We start from the raw sequence: 20,038 nt of genomic DNA on the forward strand, positions 1-20,038 counted from the left end.
AGCCCGAAGCGTTCCCGCCTGAAACCCCAAATCCGCACCAAACTTTCGTAAGAAACTTCAGAGCGAGTTCGTCGGTCGCCAGCAGCGCCGCCGCCCTCGTTGGTGAGCGGTTTATAGTCCCACCCCCCAAACGAAGTCAACACACCAATTTCAAAAAAATGAAGTTTCTTATAACTAACTGATTTATATGAGATATTTCATAAACAACCAAAACAACCCACAAAATCCACCAAAAATACCCGGAATCCAACAGCCAAAATCTTTCCCAAATGGTCAAAATTAGGAAACGGGCCGGTTGGCCCCTTTCTCCAGTTATGCCCAGCCCGCACAACATCAAAACATCCCGTCCTTTGGTCCCCTTAAAAACTCCTGTTAATGTCCATCGACATTTATCATGGGAGAGACAGATGTTGGTCCTGAATGAAGCCGAAACACGCGCCGCCCTGCCCTGGCCCGATCTGATCGCGGCACTGCGCATAATGTTTCGCGACGGTTGCGAAATGCCGGTGCGCCATCATCATGATGTGAAGGTGCCAGGAGAAGATGCCGCGACCCTGCTTCTGATGCCGGCCTGGCAGCCGGGCAGCTATATCGGGGTCAAGATGGTGTCGGTGTTTCCAGGCAATAGCGCGCGGAACCTGCCGGCCATCCATGGCAGTTATCTGCTTTCGTCCGGCAAGACCGGTCAGCTTCTGGCGATCATCGATGGCGCGGAGCTCACCGCCCGCCGGACCGCCGCCGCTTCGGCGCTTGCCGCAGACTACCTCGCAGCCAAGGATGCGCGCCGCATGTTGATGGTGGGCGCCGGCCGGCTGTCGCAGAACCTGATCGAGGCGCATGCTTCAGTGCGGCCGATTTCCGAGGTGACGATCTGGGCCCGCGACAGAAGCAAGGCGGAGGCAACGGCGGCACAACTCGATCTCCCCGGTATCACCGTCTCCGTTACCACGGATATAGAGGCCGCCGCCCGCCAGGCCGACATCATCTCCTGCGCAACTCTCTCATCCGAACCACTGATCCGCGGCGGCTGGCTGAAGGACGGGGCGCATCTCGACCTTGTCGGCGCCTTCAAGCCCAGCATGCGCGAGAGCGACGACCGCGCCGTCGAGCGCGCCACACTGTTCGTCGATACGCGCGACGGGGCACTCACCGAAGGCGGCGACCTGGTCCAGCCGTTGCGGGCCGAGATCATTGCCGCAGGCTCCGTTCGGGCGGACCTGGCCGAGCTGACCGGCGGCCGTCATGCGGGCCGAACCAGCCCGGACGAAATCACCCTGTTCAAATCCGTCGGTGCAGCGCTCGAGGATCTCGCTGGTGCTGTTCTTGCCTTTGAGCGGTCACGGCGCAGCTGAATACCCGTCACCGGATCGTGATGGCGGTTGACACCTGCCGGCGTTGACGGATCGCGGCCTTGGCTTAGGTTGGAGCGCACATTTCAAGCGCAGGTTGGGGGAAGAATGATCAGGTCGACACGGCGGATGTTCATACAGGTGGCGCTTTTGGTTCCGCTTGCGCTCACGGCGACTGGACCGGCGATGGCCATAGATGCGGCCAGGTGGGATCAGGTGCTGGCCGAGGCGCGCGGCGAGACTGTCTATTTCAATGCCTGGGGCGGCTCGGCCAATATCAACGCCTATATCCAATGGGCCGGCGACTTGGTGAAGGCGCGCTACGGCGTCACGGTCGTGCAGGTCAAGCTGGACGATACCGCCAAGGCGGTGACGACGGTGCTTGCAGAGAAGGCGGCCGGGCGCGACCAGCACGGGTCCGTCGATCTCATCTGGATCAATGGCGAAAATTTTGCCGCGATGAAGCGCCAGGGCCTGCTGTTTTCTCCGGACTGGGCAACGAAGCTACCCCACTGGGGTCTGGTCGATATCGACAACCAGCCGACCACCCTGACGGATTTTACTATTCCGACCGATGGGCTGGAAAGCCCCTGGGGGGCAGCAAAACTGGTGTTCTTCTATGATGAAGCCCGCACGGCACGGAAAGACCTGCCGGATTCGGCGAGGGACCTGCTGTCCTTTGCCCAAGCGCATCCCGGCCGGTTTTCCTATCCGCAGCCGCCGGATTTCATCGGCTCGTCGTTTCTGAAGCAGGTGCTGAGCGAATTGATCGCCGACAAGGAAAAACTGCAGAAACCGGTCGATGATGTGACGTTCAATGCGGATGTGGCGCCGCTGTTTGCCTATCTCGACCAATTGCATCCATTCTTGTGGCGCAAGGGCAAGGCTTTCCCAAAGAACTATCCCGATATGAAGCAGAAGCTGGCCGATGGTGAACTCGACATCATCTTCGCCTTCAATCCGGCGGAGGCTTCGGCCGGAATTGCCGCCGGTGAACTGCCCGGCAGCGTCCGCTCCTTCGTGTTTTCGAAGGGAACGCTCGGCAACACACATTTCGTTGGCATCCCCTATAATGCCAACGCCAAGGCAGGTGCTCTGGTGCTGGCCAACTTCCTTTTGTCGCCGGAAGCGCAGGTGCGGAAACAGGACCCGAAAGTCTGGGGGGACCCGACGGTGCTGGCTTTGGGCAAGCTGCCGGAGGCCGACAGGGTGGCGTTTGCAGCACTTGATCTGGGTGTCGCGACACTGCCGCCGGACAAGCTCGGGCCGGCGCTGGCCGAACCGCATCCCGACTGGATGACGCGCATCGAGGCCGAATGGATCAAGCGTTATGGAGCGGCGAACTGAGGACCATCCTGGCCGGCCGCTGGCCAACGGCAAAACCGTGAGCCGCCGGTTCAGCCTATCGGGTGTCGTACTGGTCATGATCGGCCTGCCGATCCTGGCCGGGCTAGCGGGTACGGTCGGACCTGCCTTCGGTCTGTTGCCGGCACTTGGCGGCGATCATCTGACCCTTTCCCATTTTGCGGAACTTGCAGCGCAGCCGCACCTGCTGCGCTCGATGCAGATCAGTTTTTCGACGGCAATCGTCACCACCGGCCTGTCGCTCGCCATCGTCATGCTGTTTACCGCCGGATATGCCGGAACCCGGATGTTTTCCCGCATCCAGCACCTCGTTTCACCATTGCTCGCCATCCCGCATGCCGCCGCAGCCTTTGGCCTTGTTTTCCTTGTCGCACCCTCTGGCCTGGCGATGCGTCTCGTCTCACCCGATCTCACCGGTTATGTCAGCCCGCCCGACTGGCTGGTGCCACAAGACCCGCTGGGATTGACGATGATGGCGGGGCTGATCGTCAAGGAAATGCCGTTTCTGTTTCTGGTGACGCTGGCGGCCCTGCCGCAGGTGCCCCTCCTCCAGGCGCGGCAATTGTCAGCCAGCCTTGGCTATGGCCGCATCCGGGGTTTCCTGATCAGCGTCTGGCCGCTTCTCTACCGCCAGATCCGGCTACCGGTCTTTGCCGTTGTCGCCTATGCCAGCTCGGTCGTCGATGTGGCGATGATCCTCGGCCCGGCGTTGCCGGCGCCACTGGCCGTACGCATCACCGAATGGATGGCCGATAGCGATCTGCGGATGCGGTTCCTGGCATCGGCGGGGGCGCTGTTACAGTTTGGGCTGACGATGGCGGCGATGGTGACGTGGCTGGCCCTTGAGCAGATCGGATCCGTGCTGCTGCGACGGATGTCCGGTTCCGGTGTTCGCAAGGCTGACGACCGGCTGTTACGCCGCTCAGCCTGCGCCGTCATGGCCCTGTCGGCGGGCCTCGTCTTCCTCGGTCTTGCCACGCTCCTCGTCTGGTCGATTGCCGGTCTCTGGCCGTTTCCCGCGCTGCTGCCGGACAGTTTTACGCTTCAGCCCTGGTTGCGCGCCCTCCCGCAGGCCGGGGTGGCGATCACAACGACGATCTCGCTTGCCGGCAGTTCTGCGGCCATCGCCCTTCTGCTGGCGATTGGCCTGTTGTGGCAAGGCGGCCATCGCGACGGCCACCCGATGGGCAGCGTGCTCTATCTGCCGTTGATCATGCCGCAGCTCTGCTTCGTCTTCGGCCTGCAGATCCTCAGCGTGACGCTCGGGTTTGCCGCGTCCTTTCCTCTGCTTTTGTTCGTGCACCTGATTTTCGTGCTGCCTTATGTCGTTCTCTCCCTGTCGCAGCCCTGGCGGGCGCTCGACCGGCGTTACGAAACGCTGGCGGCAGGGATCGGCAAATCGCCATTACAGATCCTGCTGCAAATCCGCCTGCCGATGCTGACGCGGGCATGCCTGACGGCCTTCGCCGTCGGTTTCGCGGTTTCTGCCGGGCTCTATCTCCCGACGCTTCTGATCGGCGCCGGGCGGATCGTCACCATCACCACGGAGGCGGTGGCCCTATCGTCCGGTGGCGACCGCCGGGCGATCGGGGTCTATGCGCTTTTGCAGACGCTGGTTCCCTTCGGCGGATTTCTGATTGCATCGCTGGTGCCGCACTTGCTATTCCGCGGCCGGCGCGCGATGAGGATTTGAATGACACCCAAGACGACAGACGGCCTGCATCTGGAGACGATTTCAATCGCCCTTGACGGCCGGACGCTGCTGTCTTTGTCGGCCCATGTCCGGCCGGGCGAAATCCTGACGGTGATGGGACCATCCGGCGCCGGGAAATCGGCGCTGCTTGCTTACATATGTGGCTTTCTTGATCCAGTTTTCACCGGCAGCGGCCGTATCCTGATCGATGGAGGCGACCTGACCGGCATTGCCGCTGAAAAACGCCGGTGCGGCATGCTGTTCCAGGACCCGCTTTTGTTTCCGCATCTTTCGGTTGGCGGCAATCTCCTGTTCGGGCTGACCCCTTCGATCGCACAGCGTGACCAGCGGCGGCGAATGGTCGAGCAGGCACTCATCGATGTGGAGCTCGAAGGGTTTTACGACCGGGATCCCGCCACGCTCTCCGGTGGGCAGAAAGCCCGGGTGGCGCTGCAGCGGGTGATGCTGTCGGCGCCGCGCTTGCTGCTGCTTGATGAACCCTTTTCCAAACTTGACAGCGACCTGCGACAGCAAACCCGCGGACTGATCTTCGCGCGCGCAAAATCCGCTGGCCTGCCGGTTGTTCTGGTCACGCATGATCAGGCGGACGCGGACGCCGCTGGCGGACCTGTCATCGTGATCGGCGAGGATAACCGCCGATGAACATGATGGACGCACTCCCCGATCTGCCCGTTAAAGCCATTTTGCCAGCACTCGGCGAAGCATTGGTGCAGGCTCCGGCGGTCGTGCTGTCGGCGCCGCCTGGTGCAGGCAAGACGACGCTTGTGCCGTTGTTTCTACTGGACCAGCCCTGGCGCGGCGATGGCCGGATCATCCTGCTTGAACCACGCCGGCTGGCGGCCCGCGCCGCTGCCGGGCGCATGGCAAGCCTGCTTGGCGAAAGTGTTGGCGATACGGTCGGCTACCGCATGCGGCTCGACAGCCGGATTTCGGCAAGGACCCGTATCGAGGTGGTGACCGAAGGCGTGTTTGCCCGGATGCTGCTCGACGATCCGGAATTGCCAGGAGTGTCGGCGGTGCTGTTCGACGAGTTTCACGAGCGCTCGCTGGATGCGGATTTCGGGCTGGCGCTGGCACTCGATGTGCAGCAGGTGCTGCGCGACGACCTGAAACTGATCGTCATGTCGGCGACGCTGGATGTCGGCCGGGTGGCGCAGCTGCTGGACGGAGCTCCTGTGATCGAGAGCCAGGGGCGCAGTTTTCCGGTGGAGGTTCGTTATCGCGAACGGCCATCGACGGAACGCGTGGAAGATGCCGTGACCCGCGCCATCATCGAGGCACACCGCGAGGAAACCGGCTCGATCCTGGCTTTCCTGCCGGGACAGGCGGAAATCACCCGCACGGCTGAACGGTTGACCGGCCGGTTTGGCGCGGAAACCATCATCGCGCCGCTGTTCGGTAACCTCAGCCAGAAAGAGCAGGACGCGGCAATCCGCCCAGCTGCAGCGGGAACGCGCAAGATCGTGCTGGCCACGTCGATCGCCGAGACATCGATCACCATTGATGGTGTACGCATCGTCATCGATAGTGGCCTGCAGCGGCTTCCCGCCTTTGAGGCTTCGACCGGGATCACCCGGCTGGAAACCGTGCGCGTGTCACGCGCCTCTGCCGATCAGCGGGCGGGTCGCGCCGGGCGCACCGAGCCTGGCATCGCCATCCGTCTCTGGCATCAGGGACAGACGGCGGCTCTGCCAGCGTTTACCCCGCCTCAGATTCTCTCAAGCGATCTATCGGGTCTCGTGCTGGATCTCGCCCATTGGGGTGTGACAGATCCATCCGGTCTTGGCTTTCTCGATCCGCCGCCGGTGACGACATGGCAGGAGGCAAAGGCGCTGCTTGTTCAGCTCGGGGCGCTCGATAGCACCGGCGCATTGACGGCGCGGGGAAAACAGATCCGCCAACTGGCACTGCCGCCCCGTCTTGCCGCCATGGCTGTTGCCGCAGCGGATGATGGTCAGGCATACGAAGCATGCCTTCTGGCCGTGGTTTTGACCGAGCAGGGTCTCGGCGGCAACAGCATCGATCTCGAGGACCGGTTGCGGCGGTTCAAGTCCGAGCGCGGCGACCGTGCCGATGCCTCGCGGGGGCTGGCCCGCCGGATGGCCAAGGGCTTGAGTGCGAGAAAGGATTCCAGCGAGGCGGTTCAACCTGGCATTCTCTTGATGCAGGCCTTTCCCGACCGGATCGCATTGCAGCGCGGCGGCCGCGGACGCTTCGTCATGGCCAATGGCCGTGGAGCCGAACTGCCGGAGACCGAGCGGCTGGCCGGCGCCTCCATGCTTGTTATCGCCGACCTGACCGGCCGGGCGGGCGGGCAGCGCATTCTCGCCGCAGCGGAAATCACCCGCGCCGATGTCGAAGCGCATATGCCGCAAGCAATCGTCCAGGAAGACCAGACCTTCTTCGACCGGCCGAGCCTACAGGTCCGGGCGCGGCGGGTGACGCGGCTTGGCGCGATCATTTTTGACGAAACGCCACTCAGCAAGCCAAAGGGCGAACCGGCCGCCCGCGCGCTTGCGGATGGCGTTCGCCAGCTTGGGCTTGCGGTTTTGCCATTCTCCAAGGAAGCCGCGCAATTGCGCGACCGCATCGGCTTTCTCTATCGCACCCTCGGCGAGCCTTGGCCGGATATGTCGGATGAGAGCTTGCTGTCGCGGCTGTATGAGTGGTTCGTTCCCTTCCAGCGAGATACACGCGGTATCGACGATATCAGCGCGGGCAGCCTTTCCGAAGGGCTGCAGTCGCTGGTGCCGCATGATATCGCCCGCGATCTTGCACGTTTGGCCCCGACCCATTTCGAAGCACCGACCGGACAGCGCCATCCGATCCGCTATGATGGCGACGAGCCGGTTCTGTCGATCCGCGTTCAGGAACTGTTCGGGCTGAAGACGCATCCGTCGATTGGCGGCGGGCGATTACCGCTGCTTCTGGAGCTGATCTCGCCGGGCCACAAGCCGATGCAGATGACGCGTGATCTGCCCGGTTTCTGGGCCGGGTCCTGGAAGGATGTTCGCGCCGATATGCGTGGCCGGTATCCGAAACACCCCTGGCCGGAAGATCCGGCAAACGCGCCGCCAACGACACGGGCAAAACCGCGTGGTACATGAGGCTTCAATGGCAATGACGACAGGAAACCGGATGACGACGGCCGCACTCGACGGGGAAGAAGCCACCACAAGCCGCGTTCTGCGTCTGCAGACAATCGTGCGGTTGCGCTGGCTGGCGGTTGGCGGGCAATCGATCGCGGTGACGATCACCGCCTTCTGGCTGCAATTTCCGCTGCCGTTGATTGCCTGCTGCTCGCTGATAGCCCTTCTTGCCTGGGTGAACGCTTACCTCACCATCCGCTATCCTCCGACGCACCGGTTGCAGCCACCGGCCGCCTTTGCGCTGCTCGGTATCGATCTTGCCCAGCTGACGGCACTTCTGTTCATTACTGGCGGTCTTGCCAATCCTTTTGCGCCGCTGGTCTGTGTTCCCGTCATCATCTCGTCTGCCTCGCAGCCGAAGTGGCACAGCATTGCTTTGGCAAGCCTTGCCATCCTCGGGATTACCGCACTTGCCTTCTCACCCTTCCCGCTACCCTGGTATCCCGGTCTCGTCCTCCAGATGCCAACGGTCCTCACTGCCGGCATCTGGTTCGCCATCGTTGCGACCACGGCATTCGCGGCCTTCTACACTTATCGCGTCTCTCTGGAAGCCAGCGAGTTGTCGGAAGCACTAACCGCGACGGAACTGGTCTTGCAGCGCGAAAAGCACCTGTCGCAGCTCGACGGCCTTGCCGCCGCCGCCGCTCACGAACTCGGCACGCCGCTCGCCACGATCAGCGTCGTTGCCAAGGAGATGGAGCGGGAACTCGGCGACGACCCGCGCTTCGGCGAGGATGTTCACCTGCTGCGCAGCCAGAGCGAACGTTGCCGTGATATTCTGCGGCGTCTGACGACCTTGTCTTCGGAGAACGAAGATCACATGCGCAACCTGCCGCTTTCCTCGCTGGTGGAGGAGGTGATGGCGCCGCATCGGGAGTTTGGCATCCAGATCAACCTCGTTGAACGCGGAGACCGTGCAGCCGAACCCGTCGGCAACCGCAATGCCGGTATTCTCTATGGGCTCGGCAATCTGCTGGAGAACGCCGTCGACTATGCCAAGAAGGAAGTGACGGTGACAGTCACCCATACGCCTTCTATCGTTTCGGTAGTGATCGAGGACGATGGCGACGGATATGCGCCGGATATCCTTAGCCGGATCGGCGAACCCTATGTCACCAAGCGCCAGAAGGACGACAGCGCCGGAGGCCTGGGCCTTGGCCTGTTTATCGCCAAGACGCTGCTGGAGCGATCGGGCGCCAAACTGACCTTCGAGAACCGCGGCCCCGAGAAGCCCGGCGCCCGTGTCAGCGTCGAATGGCCGCGCAGTTTGATGGATACGAAACTGTCAAAATGACTTTACGCCGTCCGGTAGCGCGAATAAGCGAACTTACATAGAGTGCAGGAATAAGAGACTGCATCAAGGATTGCGACATGACGGAAAAACTTCCCGAACAGGCAGACGCCGCCCCGAGTGATGCTGCGCTGATCGGCACTGACACGTCCCTTTTGATCGTCGATGACGACGCACCTTTCCTGCGCCGTCTGGCCCGCGCCATGGAAACCCGTGGCTTTGCCGTCGATATCGCCGAATCGGTTGCCGAAGGCATCGCCAAGGCCAAGACTCGTCCGCCGAAATATGCGGTCGTCGATCTGCGGCTCGGCGACGGTAGCGGCCTCGACGTCATCGAAGCGATCCGCGCCCGGCGCGACGACACACGCATCATCATGCTGACCGGCTATGGCAATATCGCGACCGCCGTCAACGCGGTGAAGCTTGGGGCCGTCGACTATCTCGCCAAGCCTGCCGATGCCGACGATATCTTCGCAGCACTGGTGCAAAGGACCGGCGAGCGCGCCGAACCGCCGGAAAACCCGATGTCGGCCGACCGTGTGCGCTGGGAGCATATTCAGCGCGTCTACGAAATGTGCGAACGCAATGTGTCGGAGACCGCGCGCCGGCTCAACATGCATCGCCGTACGCTGCAGCGAATCCTGGCCAAGCGCGCGCCGAAGTAACGGCGCGCCTCAGCTTTCGCCGTCCAGCGAGCCCGAAACGATGTCGCGCATATTCGGACTGGTGTCGCCTGCCCTGTCTGCCGACCATTCCGCCAGCATCAGCCGCTGGGCGGCGACGCGGGCGAAATTCGTGGTCACCGACTTGCGGGTTGGCGCAGGCAGCTTGTGTTCCGGCGCATCGCGGATCATCTCGGCATCATAGCCATCCGACAGCAACAGCCCGCATTCTTCCGGAAAGATATCGAGCGGCACGCCGCTATGGGTGGCGAAGTAGAGCCGATCGGAATGCATCCGGTAGTCCGGCCATTTGCGGTCGACCTTGAAATCCTCGATCGACGTCTTGATCTCGACGATCCAGATATCGCCCTTGGGGGAAATCGAGATCAGATCGGCACGCCTGCCGCTGGCAAGCGTCAGTTCCGGCAGCACCGCATGGCGCATTTCATGCAAGTAACGCTGGACACCGCGACGCACCATCATGGCGCGCTGCGACTGACGGCCGTCAATCAAAGGACTATCGTTGTGGATAGAGAGAATCGCCATGCTTTAGACTCTGGCACAAGGCCGCTTTTGTTGCAAAAAAACACTCCGTGGAGTTTTTGAATCATCCTGCAGGCATGCTGCACCGCATTCACTTGCAATCATGAGACCAATCGAAAATAAACCATAATCGCTGATGGTCGAATCAGCCCAGATATTCTTAACTTCATTACAAGAGACACCCATGCGCTTCCGCAATGCAGTTCTGCTGTGCAGCCTCGCGGCTACACTCGCCTTGGCCAGTTGCTCCACGGCGCCGATCGCTCCCATCGGCGAAAAAGTAGCGACAAACCAGATTTTCTCGGACGGCTACGGCCCGGTCGAAGATCATGGCTACGCCCTCCCGGCTATCCCGATTAACAAGGTCAACGAGCGTTTTCACCGCCAGATCGTCGACTATGCCACGGCTGAAAAGCCCGGCACGATCATCGTCAACACGCCGAACCGCTTCCTCTATTTCGTGCTGCCCGGCGGCAAGGCCGTTCGCTATGGCATCGGCGTCGGCAAGGCCGGCTTTGCATGGGAAGGCCGCGCCTATGTTGCCTGGAAGCAGGAATGGCCGACATGGCATCCGCCGAAGGAAATGGCCGTGCGCAAGCCGGACGTTGCCCAGTATGTCGAAAACGGCATGGGCCCGGGCCTGCGCAACCCGCTCGGCGCGCGCGCCATGTACCTGTTCAACGATGAAGGCAAGGACACGCTGTTCCGCATCCACGGTTCGCCGGAATGGGCCTCGATCGGCACCGCCGCTTCGTCCGGCTGCATCCGCATGATCAACCAGGACATCATCGACCTTTACGCGCGCGTACGTCCGGGCAAGAACACCCACGTCATCGTCCAGCAGTAATTGCCGTTCAAACCATGTAGCGTTTTCAAATCCCCGGCTTGTCCGGGGATTTTTGTTTTTGACACAGCGATTTAGCTGCACATCCTGGCGCTGCGAAAAGACACCAATACTTCGAGGCCCTCCTCATTCCTCGAGGGAGATAAGAAGGGCCTTGAGCTAAGTGTCGGAATTGGGCGGGTTTCACGTGGAACAGAAAGCCTTGCTAAGCAGCCTGGCTTGCCTTCAGCTCCAGACGGCGGCGGTGCAGGACAGGTTCGGTGTAGCCGTTTGGTTGCTCGCGTCCCTTCAGGACCAGTTCGAGCGCCGCCTGGAATGCGATCGAACCATCAAAGTTGCCGGCCATCGGCGTATAGGCTGCATCCCCGGCATTCTGGCAGTCAACGACCGCAGCCATGCGCTTCATCGTCTCGACGATCTGCGCTTCGGTAACGACGCCATGATGCAGCCAGTTGGCCATGTGCTGGGCGGAGATGCGCAGGGTAGCGCGGTCTTCCATCAGGCCGACATTGTTGATGTCAGGCACCTTGGAGCAACCGACGCCCTGATCAACCCAGCGCACGACGTAACCGAGAATACCTTGCGCGTTGTTGTCGAGTTCGCGCTGGATTTCGTCTGCCGTCCAGTTCGGCCGCGAGGCGACCGGAACCGAAAGGATGTCGCTCAGTTTCGCCCGAGCCCTGCTCTTCAGGTCTGCCTGAACGGCTGAAACATCGACCTTGTGATAGTGCGTCGCATGCAGCGTCGCAGCCGTTGGCGACGGAACCCAGGCGGTATTGGCGCCAGCCTTCGGATGAGCGATCTTCTGCTCCAGCATCGCCGCCATCAGGTCGGGCATCGCCCACATGCCCTTACCGATCTGCGCATGCCCGGACAGGCCGCATTCCAGGCCGATATCAACGTTCCAGTTTTCATAAGCCGCGATCCAGGCCGCCTGCTTCATGTCACCCTTGCGGATCATAGGACCCGCTTCCATCGAGGTGTGCATCTCATCGCCGGTGCGATCGAGGAAGCCGGTATTGATAAAGACGACGCGCTCCCTGGCAGCGCGAATGCATTCCTTGAGGTTGACCGTCGTGCGGCGCTCCTCGTCCATGATACCCATTTTCATGGTGTTCGCAGCCATGCCGAGCGCCTGCTCGACGCGGCCGAAGATTTCCGAGGCGAAGGCAACCTCTTCCGGGCCGTGCATCTTCGGCTTGACGACATACATCGAGCCTTCGCGCGAGTTCATCCGGCGTCCGTTTGGTCCTATATCATAGAGCGCGATCAGGCCGGTGATCATGGCATCCATGATGCCTTCCGGAACCTCGTTGCCATCGCGATCGAGGATGGCCGGATTGGTCATCAGGTGACCGACATTGCGCACCAGCATCAGCGCGCGGCCCTTCAGCGAAATCTCGCCACCCTGCGGCGCCGTAAAGCCGAGATCCGCATTGAGCTTGCGCGTAAACGTCTTGCCGCCCTTTGTGACCTCTTCCTGCAGATCACCCTTCATCAGGCCCAGCCAGTTGCGATAGACGACGATCTTGTCTTCGGCATCGACGGCAGCAATCGAATCCTCGCAATCCATGATCGCCGTGATGGCCGATTCGAGGATGACATCGGAAATGTGGGCGAGATCGTCCTTCCCGGTTGGCGTCGAGGCGTCGATGACAATCTCGATATGCAGGTTGTTCTTCTTCAGAAGAACGTGTGACGGCGAGGCCTTTTCACCCCGATAGCCGGCAAATTGAGCGGCGTCCGCGAGTTTGACCGCGCCTGAGGCGGTCGAGATCGACAGGACTGCGCCATCGACGGTCAATGCCGTGACGTCACTCCAGCTGCCGGCCGACAGCGGTGCGCTGGCATCAAGAAAGCTGCGCGCCCAGGCGATGACCTTCTGGCCGCGGACCGGGTTGTAACCCCTGCCCTTTTCCGCGCCGCCATCCTCGGCAATTGCGTCGGTGCCGTAGAGCGCATCATAGAGTGAACCCCAGCGCGCGTTGGCGGCGTTCAGCGCATAGCGCGCATTCATGACAGGAACGACGAGCTGCGGCCCGGCAATGGTAGCGATCTCCGGATCGACATTGCTGGTGGAAACCGTGAAATCCGGACCTTCCGGCAGGAGATAACCGATCTCCTTCAGGAAACCTTCGTAAACAGCCATATCGACCGGCGCGCCGTTCTGGCGGTACCAGTTGTCGAGCTTTTCCTGCAACGCATCACGCTTGGCCAGCAGCTCGCGGTTTTTCGGCGCGAGATCATGGACGATCTGCGAGAAGGCCGCGAAGAACTGATCCACATTGATTCCGGTGCCGGGCAACGCTTCCTTGACGAGGAATTCGTGCAAATCCGCATCGATTCCCAACCCATTCTTTTCTATCCGGCCCATCGGCAACTCCATGAATTAACGCTTGAATTTGAGAGGCCGCAGTCTCTCACGGTTTCATTCTCTGTCAATCCAGCAAAAATGCGAAGAATTATTTCCAAATCAGAACAAATCAATCATTGGCCACACGCGGGCGGCCGCTGGCAGTCGCGGTGAACCGCGCCTCGATCAGCTTTCGGCTCCCCTCAGTTTCCGGAGCGTCGATTTCCTCCCGCATGACCAAGGCCGGCTCGTCTGCGCCGTTTGACCGGGCCGATGCCAAGGCTGCGGCTTGCGCCCGATCGCGGGCGAACGCGAAAGACTGTTCCTGATCCAGGAACCGGCTGCTCGGACCGGCACCATTGACGATGAAGATACCCTCTTCCGGCGCCGTGACAAACACCGTAACCGAAGCCCGCACCTGGCCGACGACGGCGCCGACGGCATTGGCGACCCCGGCCTCCGGGGGGATCGACGATTCAGCGCCGAGCATATCGGCGATTGCCGGATAATAGACCGGGGCGGACGCCCCAAGCCCGACCAGCGGACGATCGAGCGACAGCGAAAATGCGACAATGCCCGGCTCACGCTTCAACGCCCGGTCGACGGCTAGCGACACAGTGGGATCGATGGCCGCTCCGTCTTCCGCCAGGCAGGAGGAGAGAATGACTTCGGCGGACTGGCGGGTCAGGCGGGCGACGATCATTTCCGACAGCACTTCCGCAGAAGAAGCGATCGGCTTGCCGGATCCATCCTTGATGCGGGCTGCAAGTTCCGCGCCCAGCCGGGCCGCCGTGGCGTTCCACTGGTTCTGCCGCCCCAGCACATGCATGGCATCGGATGGGGTGAAGCCGCAGATATGGACGAGGCCACGCGCCACCAGCTTGTCCAGCGTTGCTTTCTGCAAGGTGCTGGTCAAAAGGCTCTCCAGCGCCACGGGCACCGCGCCGATCCGTTCGTACAGAGCCGTTTCTTGCGGCTGCAGGCCGCTAGCCAGATGATCGGGAAGCCCGGTCCGCACGGCCAGGCGGCCATCGTGACGCCCGACGTGGGCCGTACGCAACTGGCGCTCGAGCACGGAAATAACCGCATCCTCATGCTCCACAGCCGCAAGGCTGAGCGGCAGGAAGCGGCGCGGGCCGAGATCGATCTTCGCCTGCAGGCCGCGATCGTTGATACGGATTTCCGAATCGCCGCCGAGGCCAAAGGTGCGCATCGCCACCGCCTCAACCATGGTGCGAAACCCGCCGACGACAGCGCCTTCGCCATCCAGACGGGGACGGCCCTGATCCAGCACCGCGACATCGGTGGTGGTACCGCCGATGTCGGAAACAACGGCATTGTCGAGGCCAGTCAGATGCCGGGCACCGACAAGGCTTGCAGCGGGGCCTGAGAGAATGGTTTCGATCGGCCGCAGCCGCGCCTCCGACGCCGATATCAGCGCGCCGTCGCCACGCACGACCATCATCGGTACATCGATGCCGCGACTTTTCAGGAAACCTTCGCAGGCGCCAATCAGCCGGTCGATCATCGAGACCAGGCGGGCATTGAGAAGGGTCGTCAGCGCCCGGCGGGGGCCGCCAAGTTTGGAGGACAGCTCATGACTGCAGGTGACCGGCAGATGCGACATTTCGCGGATACGCTCACGCACGCGCTGCTCATGAGCCGGATTCCGCACGGCGAAATAACCGGCCACGGCGAAGGACGCGACCTGTGTTGCAAGCTCAGGCAGGGCTTCGTCAAGCAGCGTCATGTCGAGCAATGTTTCGCCGCCATGGACATTATGGCCACCGGGCAGAAAGATCACAGGATCGGAGCCCAGCGCTTCCTGCAGGCCATCCCTCTTCAGGTCTTCCGGACCAAATCCTATCATGACAAGACCGGCGCGGCCGCCCTGTCCCTCAACCAGCGCGTTGGTCGCAAGCGTCGTGGACAGAGACACAAGGCTGATCGCCGATGCAGGCGCCTTTGCCTGTTCCAGCACGGCCTCCACTGCACCGGCAATACCAACAGAAAGATCGTGGCGCGTTGTCAGTGCCTTTGCCTTGGCGACGACGCCTTCGGTTTCACTGAAAAGAACCGCGTCGGTATAGGTTCCGCCGGTATCGATACCGAGGAGAAGATGATCAGTCACGAGAGCGTCCATTCGGGCAAGACCGGAAACCCGGCTTCAAAGGATATGCACGAGGTGATATGACATCTATCAGCGAAAGGCCATCGCTTCGCCGACATAGCAACGAGGCTGCGCGACACTGTCAAAAGCAAGGATAATGGCATGACTGGTTTCTCACGCATGCTCTTTCTGGCTCTTGCGATTGCAGGCGCGCCTGCGCTCTCGCTGCCCACCTTTGCGCAGGAGGCCAACGACGACGAAGAATACAAGCCGGTGCTTCCGGATGTCGCCATCTACAAGGCGATGCTGGATGCCAATAAGACCACCGGCTGGATCCAGTTCCGCAATTACGACGACAAGCAGCTGATCTATTTCACCGCGCTGCAGACCATGCATTGCCGGCTGTCTGAAATCCGCTACTCGGTCAATTCCGACGCGCTCGACAAGCGCTTTCCGCTTGGCAAATGCAATCCGCAGATTCCGTTCAACCTGCCCGACAGCAGTACCAACGAGTATATCTACATCTCGCTGCCGGCCGGAGAGGCAAAGACGCTCGCGATCCAGGCCGTCTGGGACGATGGCGCCGGCAGCGAAATCGTCGTCTACAAGCCCTGCGAGGGCGTTGGTGACGCAACCTGTGCGGCGATCAAGACGATCAAGCGGCCAAAGAAGCAGATGCAGGAGCCGGTGGCTTCCGATTCGCCGATCCGCGCCGTGCAATCGGAGACGCCTGGAAAAACCTTCAGCGCGCCGACACCCTCATCGGCAGCCCGCCCCTAGGCTGGGTGGTCAGCCGCTGAACCGGCCAGGGCTTTGTCTGCGGCGTCACATCGAACCGGAAGCGCTTCATCAACACGCCGAGCGCGATCACCGCTTCCTGCAGGGCAAACGTCGCGCCGATACAGATGCGCGGCCCGGCTCCGAACGGCAGGTACTGGAACCGGTGCAGCTTGTCGCGATTTTCCGGCAGGAAGCGCTCCGGCATGAAGGCACGTGGCTTTTCCCAATAGAGTGCGTGGCGATGCAGGGTCCACGGCATGACCAGAACCGCGATGCCCTTGGGAATATCCACCCGCTCGCCATCGGGCGACGTCCAGGAATCGGCCTCGATGGCGGCGCGATTGATCGAGGGCGCCGGCGGATAGAGCCGCATCGCCTCTTCGAAGGAAGCACGGACATGCGGCATCAGGTCGAGCCAGTCGACCGGCTCGGCGCCGCTCGACAGCACGGTGTCGATCTCGGCTTCCATGTTTTCGCGCACATGCGGGGAATTGGCGACGCAGTAAAGTGTCCAGGCGAGTGCCCGCGCCGTGGTTTCATGGCCGGCACCAATAAAGGTCAGGATATTGTCGGCGATCTCGTCAGTCGAAAGGCCCTGTGGCCGCTCCAGTTGCAGCAGCAGCGTCAGGAAATCCTGTGGCGCTGCTCGCGGGTCCGTGCGCATCAAGTGCCGCCGCTGATCCATGGTTTCCGCCACGATGCCCTGGAACTCCGCCATCACCTTAGCGCCGCCGATGCGGGTCAGCCGCGGCACCCAGGACGGCGCGAGCAGAATATCCATCGGATCGACACGGCCCATGCGGTGCAGCAACCGCTCGACGCTATCGGCAAAACCCTCGGTCTCGGCGGCAATCTGCCCGGAAAACAGGGTTTCCGACAGGATCTGATAGGTCAGCTCTGTCATATCGGTGGCGATATTGACGGTTTCCCCGGCCGATGCCGCCTCGTCATATTTGGCGGCATATTCCTCGGTCTTCGACAGCATCTGCTTGGCAAAGCCGCGTGCGTGGCGTGGCGTGAACACCGGCGCCATGGCCTTGCGCGACCGCTTCCAGACCTCCCCTTCGGCCGTGAGCAGCCCGTCGCGCAGGATCGGCCGCAGGATGAGGCGGCGAACCTTGGACATCTCATAATTCGAGGCATTCTCGACGAGGATATAGCGAATCAGATTGGGATCGTTGACGATCAGGGTGCGCTGGGTAACGAATTTCGTATTGATCCATGGCAGCGTGTAGGAAGGCTCGCCCCACAGTTCCAGCGGATTGCGCATGACCGTGCGGATGATCTGCAAACGCGACGGCGGCACCGTGCGCGGGATTGGCGCAGGTGGTTCGAACGGTTCGGGTCTCATGTCCATGGGGCGACAGCTTTCCGGACGCCGCCACCGGCTGGCAGCTCCAGCCGCAACCCTCGCACGAAGGTGTGGCTATTTCAGGAAAACTAGAGCAGGCCCTTCAGCTCAGCAAGCTTGTCGTTGACCAGCCAGCCGTAATAATTTTCCTCCGGCCACTGCACCGCGCCGCCCTTGTTCTTCGCCGCAAGTGCAGCGGCGCGCTGGTCGGGATTGCCGACATTGTAGAGAGTCGAGGTGATGCCGGGATTGTCGGAAATATCCATACCGGCAATCGACTTATAGGCGTCGATCGAATGACGGATCGAGGCAGCCATATAGGCAAGCGACTGGTCCGGATCCATGATGGCCTTGTAGACGCCCGCCGCATCGTTTTCGTCGAGACGGTCATAGCCGGACACGCGCGACACCATGTCGGTCAGCATCAGGGCGGTCAGCGGATTGATCTGGCCAAGGCCGAAGGTCTGGCCAGCGAAGAACGGCTGGAAGAACACTGCGCTGAAGCGATTGTTCGGATAGGACGTGCCGCCGACCGTATTGCCGCGGAACTGGCTGTCCCAGACGCTTTCGCGGCAGGTCCACAACGCATAGGAGCTTTTCTTGGCTTCGCATTTTGAAAATTCCGGACGCGCCACGAACTGCGCTACCGTTTCGCCTTCATAACCAAAGCGGAAACTGTCGCCGGCATAGGCTGCGGCCTTGACGTAATAGGACTGCAGCCGGTCATAAGCGTCGACATTATAGGTATGCTCGCCGACGATGGCGCCGATCATGTGGATCGGGTCGATACCATAGGCGCGCGCCGTCGATTTGATCTTGCCCATCAGCTTGCCGTCATTGGCCAGCAGATTGCGCACCTTGTCGTATTTCGCATCAAACGAGGTCTTACCGGCCTTGGTCCGGCGCACGGATGCGCCCGGGACATTCGGCTGCTCCTGATACCGGTTGCCCTCAGGCACCACACGAATGCCGTCCGCCATGGCGGGGCCGGTAACGGCAATCATTGCCGCGACGAGAAGCATGTGAAGGATGGGGCGCACGCTCTGTTTCCTGTGAAGCAATCTTGACGTTCCGGATGCACCGGGACGCTGCGGCAAAATCGTGCCGGAATTGTGCCCGGCACCGGCGAAAGCCTTATCGCGTATGGATATCACAAACAACAAGGGCACCAGCCATTATAGCAAGTGCCCCAATCGTTAACAAACGTCCGTTGCAAATTTACAGAATGTAACGCGACAGGTCCGTATTGGCGGCGAGATCGCCAACATGCTTCTGCACATAATCGGCATCGATCTTCAGCGCTTCGCCGGACTTGTCCGGTGCTGCGTAGGAGATTTCGTCGAGAACCCGCTCCATCACCGTCTGCAGGCGGCGCGCACCGATATTTTCGACGCTGGTGTTGAGCTTGACCGCAACATCGGCCAGCGCATCCAGCGCGTCTTCGGTGAAGTCCAGATCGACGCCTTCGGTTTCCAGAAGCGCCTTGTACTGGCGGATCAGGCTGACCTCGGTTTCCGTCAGGATGCGGCGGAAATCTTCCTTGGTCAGCGCCTTCAGCTCGACGCGGATCGGCAGGCGGCCCTGCAGTTCCGGCAGAAGATCCGACGGCTTGGCAACATGGAAGGCACCGGACGCGATGAACAGGATATGGTCGGTCTTCACCGGGCCATACTTGGTCGCGACCGTCGTGCCTTCGACCAGCGGCAGCAAATCGCGCTGCACGCCTTCACGTGAAACACCGGCGCCCATGCCGCCATCGCGGGCAGCGATCTTGTCGATCTCGTCGAGGAAGACGATGCCGTCATTCTCCGCCGAACGTACCGCTTCGCGCTGGATCTCCTCATTGTCGAGCAGCTTGTCGGATTCGTCGTTGATCAGGATGCCATAGCTTTCCTTGACGGTTGTACGAACCTTCTTGGTGCGCTGTCCCATCGCCTTGCCGAACATTTCCGACAGGTTGAGAACGCCGATATTGGCACCGGGCATGCCGGGGATTTCGAAGCCGCCGCCCGGCGTTGCCGTATCAGCGATCTCGATGTCGATTTCCTTGTCGTCCAGCTCATTAGCCCTGAGCTTCTTGCGGAAGCTGTCGCGGGTGGCGGGCGAGGAGGTCGCGCCGACCAAGGCATCAAGCACGCGTTCTTCCGCGTTCAGATGCGCCTTGGCCTTGACGTCAGCGCGCTTCTTTTCGCGCACCAGGCCGATGCCGACTTCGACGAGGTCACGAATGATCTGCTCGACATCGCGGCCGACATAGCCGACTTCGGTGAATTTCGTTGCCTCGACCTTGATGAAGGGCGCGCCGGCGAGCTTGGCCAGACGGCGGGAAATCTCCGTCTTGCCGACGCCGGTCGGGCCGATCATCAGGATATTCTTCGGCATGACTTCGTCGCGCAGCTCATCAGAAAGCTGCTGGCGGCGCCAGCGGTTGCGCAAGGCGATGGCGACGGCGCGCTTGGCATCGTGCTGGCCGATAATAAACCGGTCGAGCTCCGACACGATTTCGCGGGGGGAAAATGTGGTCATG

Annotated in this window: 16 protein-coding genes; 10 read left to right on the forward strand and 6 right to left on the reverse strand. The window is 61.4% G+C overall.

Going from position 1 to position 20,038, the window contains the following annotated elements; translation table 11 throughout:
- From ASC96_RS33505 to ASC96_RS07650, 8 genes are all read left to right on the forward strand, one after another.
- Nucleotides 1-182, forward strand: a 182-nt coding sequence (locus ASC96_RS33505) for a hypothetical protein (RefSeq protein WP_210171862.1), incomplete at its 5' end; no start/stop codon positions are given.
- A gap of 225 nt (nucleotides 183-407) precedes the next feature.
- Nucleotides 408-1,352 carry an ornithine cyclodeaminase family protein gene (locus tag ASC96_RS07620; protein ID WP_060502454.1) on the forward strand — a complete coding sequence of 315 codons (945 nt, stop codon included), beginning with the start codon at nucleotides 408-410 and terminating at the stop codon, nucleotides 1,350-1,352.
- A gap of 105 nt (nucleotides 1,353-1,457) precedes the next feature.
- Nucleotides 1,458-2,696: an ABC transporter substrate-binding protein gene (locus ASC96_RS07625; RefSeq protein ID WP_060502455.1), complete on the forward strand. Its 1,239-nt coding sequence runs from the start codon at nucleotides 1,458-1,460 to the stop codon at nucleotides 2,694-2,696.
- A gap of 76 nt (nucleotides 2,697-2,772) precedes the next feature.
- Nucleotides 2,773-4,407, forward strand: coding sequence for an ABC transporter permease (locus ASC96_RS07630; RefSeq protein WP_112834697.1), 1,635 nt, complete (start codon nucleotides 2,773-2,775; stop codon nucleotides 4,405-4,407).
- A complete protein-coding gene (locus ASC96_RS07635; RefSeq protein ID WP_060502456.1) occupies nucleotides 4,408-5,070 on the forward strand; it encodes an ATP-binding cassette domain-containing protein in 663 nt (220 codons plus the stop codon). It abuts the gene before it with no gap.
- Between the two features lie 5 nt (nucleotides 5,071-5,075).
- On the forward strand, nucleotides 5,076-7,535 hold the full coding sequence (hrpB, locus tag ASC96_RS07640; RefSeq protein ID WP_200954927.1) for an ATP-dependent helicase HrpB: 2,460 nt from the start codon (nucleotides 5,076-5,078) through the stop codon (nucleotides 7,533-7,535).
- A 31-nt stretch (nucleotides 7,536-7,566) separates the two neighbouring features.
- Nucleotides 7,567-8,871 carry an ActS/PrrB/RegB family redox-sensitive histidine kinase gene (locus ASC96_RS07645; protein ID WP_112834684.1) on the forward strand — a complete coding sequence of 435 codons (1,305 nt, stop codon included), beginning with the start codon at nucleotides 7,567-7,569 and terminating at the stop codon, nucleotides 8,869-8,871.
- A 77-nt stretch (nucleotides 8,872-8,948) separates the two neighbouring features.
- Nucleotides 8,949-9,533 (forward strand): ActR/PrrA/RegA family redox response regulator transcription factor, encoded by a 585-nt coding sequence (locus ASC96_RS07650; protein WP_060502458.1) that lies wholly within the window; start codon nucleotides 8,949-8,951, stop codon nucleotides 9,531-9,533.
- Nucleotides 9,534-9,542: 9 nt separating this feature from the next.
- Here the strand turns inward: ASC96_RS07650 and ASC96_RS07655 are convergent, their stop codons facing one another.
- The gene (locus ASC96_RS07655) at nucleotides 9,543-10,076 is read right to left on the reverse strand and encodes an MmcB family DNA repair protein (RefSeq protein ID WP_060502459.1); all 534 of its coding nucleotides are present in this window, start codon (nucleotides 10,074-10,076) and stop codon (nucleotides 9,543-9,545) included.
- A 181-nt stretch (nucleotides 10,077-10,257) separates the two neighbouring features.
- On the opposite strand from ASC96_RS07655, the gene ASC96_RS07660 reads away from it, so the two are divergent.
- Nucleotides 10,258-10,920, forward strand: a complete 663-nt coding sequence (locus ASC96_RS07660; RefSeq protein WP_060502460.1) for a L,D-transpeptidase — start codon at nucleotides 10,258-10,260, stop codon at nucleotides 10,918-10,920.
- Between the two features lie 202 nt (nucleotides 10,921-11,122).
- On the opposite strand, the gene ASC96_RS07665 is transcribed toward ASC96_RS07660, so the two are convergent.
- Nucleotides 11,123-13,291: a malate synthase G gene (locus tag ASC96_RS07665; RefSeq protein ID WP_060502824.1), complete on the reverse strand. Its 2,169-nt coding sequence runs from the start codon at nucleotides 13,289-13,291 to the stop codon at nucleotides 11,123-11,125.
- A 109-nt stretch (nucleotides 13,292-13,400) separates the two neighbouring features.
- Entirely contained in the window at nucleotides 13,401-15,401 is a 2,001-nt protein-coding gene (locus tag ASC96_RS07670; protein ID WP_060502825.1) for a hydantoinase/oxoprolinase family protein, read from the reverse strand.
- 141 nt (nucleotides 15,402-15,542) lie between these two features.
- Here ASC96_RS07670 and ASC96_RS07675 point away from each other — a divergent pair, with 141 nt between their 5' ends.
- Nucleotides 15,543-16,160, forward strand: coding sequence for a hypothetical protein (locus ASC96_RS07675; RefSeq protein WP_060502461.1), 618 nt, complete (start codon nucleotides 15,543-15,545; stop codon nucleotides 16,158-16,160).
- On the opposite strand, the gene ASC96_RS07680 is transcribed toward ASC96_RS07675, so the two are convergent.
- From ASC96_RS07680 to hslU, 3 genes are all read right to left on the reverse strand, one after another.
- Nucleotides 16,123-17,517, reverse strand: coding sequence for a cytochrome P450 (locus ASC96_RS07680; protein ID WP_060502462.1), 1,395 nt, complete (start codon nucleotides 17,515-17,517; stop codon nucleotides 16,123-16,125). The two genes, ASC96_RS07675 and ASC96_RS07680, sit on opposite strands and share 38 nt — an antisense overlap.
- 83 nt (nucleotides 17,518-17,600) lie before the next feature.
- On the reverse strand, nucleotides 17,601-18,533 hold the full coding sequence (locus ASC96_RS07685) for a DUF1402 family protein (protein ID WP_112834683.1): 933 nt from the start codon (nucleotides 18,531-18,533) through the stop codon (nucleotides 17,601-17,603).
- 196 nt (nucleotides 18,534-18,729) lie between these two features.
- Nucleotides 18,730-20,037 (reverse strand): ATP-dependent protease ATPase subunit HslU, encoded by a 1,308-nt coding sequence (hslU, locus tag ASC96_RS07690; protein ID WP_037096682.1) that lies wholly within the window; start codon nucleotides 20,035-20,037, stop codon nucleotides 18,730-18,732.
- Between the last annotated feature and the right edge of the window lies 1 nt (nucleotide 20,038).

The sequence above is a fragment of the Rhizobium sp. Root1204 genome (assembly GCF_001424965.1).
Taxonomy (GTDB): domain Bacteria; phylum Pseudomonadota; class Alphaproteobacteria; order Rhizobiales; family Rhizobiaceae; genus Pararhizobium.

What these genes read in the sequence shown, in the direction of transcription:
- ASC96_RS07660 (WP_060502460.1), top strand. Translation starts at nt 10,258, where the DNA reads ATGCGCTTCCGCAATGCAGTTCTGCTGTGCAGCCTCGCGGCTACACTC.
- ASC96_RS07685 (WP_112834683.1), bottom strand. Translation starts at nt 18,533, where the DNA reads ATGCTTCTCGTCGCGGCAATGATTGCCGTTACCGGCCCCGCCATGGCG.
- ASC96_RS07635 (WP_060502456.1), top strand. Translation starts at nt 4,408, where the DNA reads ATGACACCCAAGACGACAGACGGCCTGCATCTGGAGACGATTTCAATC.
- ASC96_RS07650 (WP_060502458.1), top strand. Translation starts at nt 8,949, where the DNA reads ATGACGGAAAAACTTCCCGAACAGGCAGACGCCGCCCCGAGTGATGCT.
- ASC96_RS07655 (WP_060502459.1), bottom strand. Translation starts at nt 10,076, where the DNA reads ATGGCGATTCTCTCTATCCACAACGATAGTCCTTTGATTGACGGCCGT.
- hrpB (WP_200954927.1), top strand. Translation starts at nt 5,076, where the DNA reads ATGGACGCACTCCCCGATCTGCCCGTTAAAGCCATTTTGCCAGCACTC.
- ASC96_RS07680 (WP_060502462.1), bottom strand. Translation starts at nt 17,517, where the DNA reads ATGGACATGAGACCCGAACCGTTCGAACCACCTGCGCCAATCCCGCGC.
- ASC96_RS07620 (WP_060502454.1), top strand. Translation starts at nt 408, where the DNA reads ATGTTGGTCCTGAATGAAGCCGAAACACGCGCCGCCCTGCCCTGGCCC.
- ASC96_RS07675 (WP_060502461.1), top strand. Translation starts at nt 15,543, where the DNA reads ATGACTGGTTTCTCACGCATGCTCTTTCTGGCTCTTGCGATTGCAGGC.
- hslU (WP_037096682.1), bottom strand. Translation starts at nt 20,037, where the DNA reads ATGACCACATTTTCCCCCCGCGAAATCGTGTCGGAGCTCGACCGGTTT.
- ASC96_RS07630 (WP_112834697.1), top strand. Translation starts at nt 2,773, where the DNA reads ATGATCGGCCTGCCGATCCTGGCCGGGCTAGCGGGTACGGTCGGACCT.
- ASC96_RS07665 (WP_060502824.1), bottom strand. Translation starts at nt 13,291, where the DNA reads ATGGGCCGGATAGAAAAGAATGGGTTGGGAATCGATGCGGATTTGCAC.
- ASC96_RS07645 (WP_112834684.1), top strand. Translation starts at nt 7,567, where the DNA reads ATGACGACGGCCGCACTCGACGGGGAAGAAGCCACCACAAGCCGCGTT.
- ASC96_RS07625 (WP_060502455.1), top strand. Translation starts at nt 1,458, where the DNA reads ATGATCAGGTCGACACGGCGGATGTTCATACAGGTGGCGCTTTTGGTT.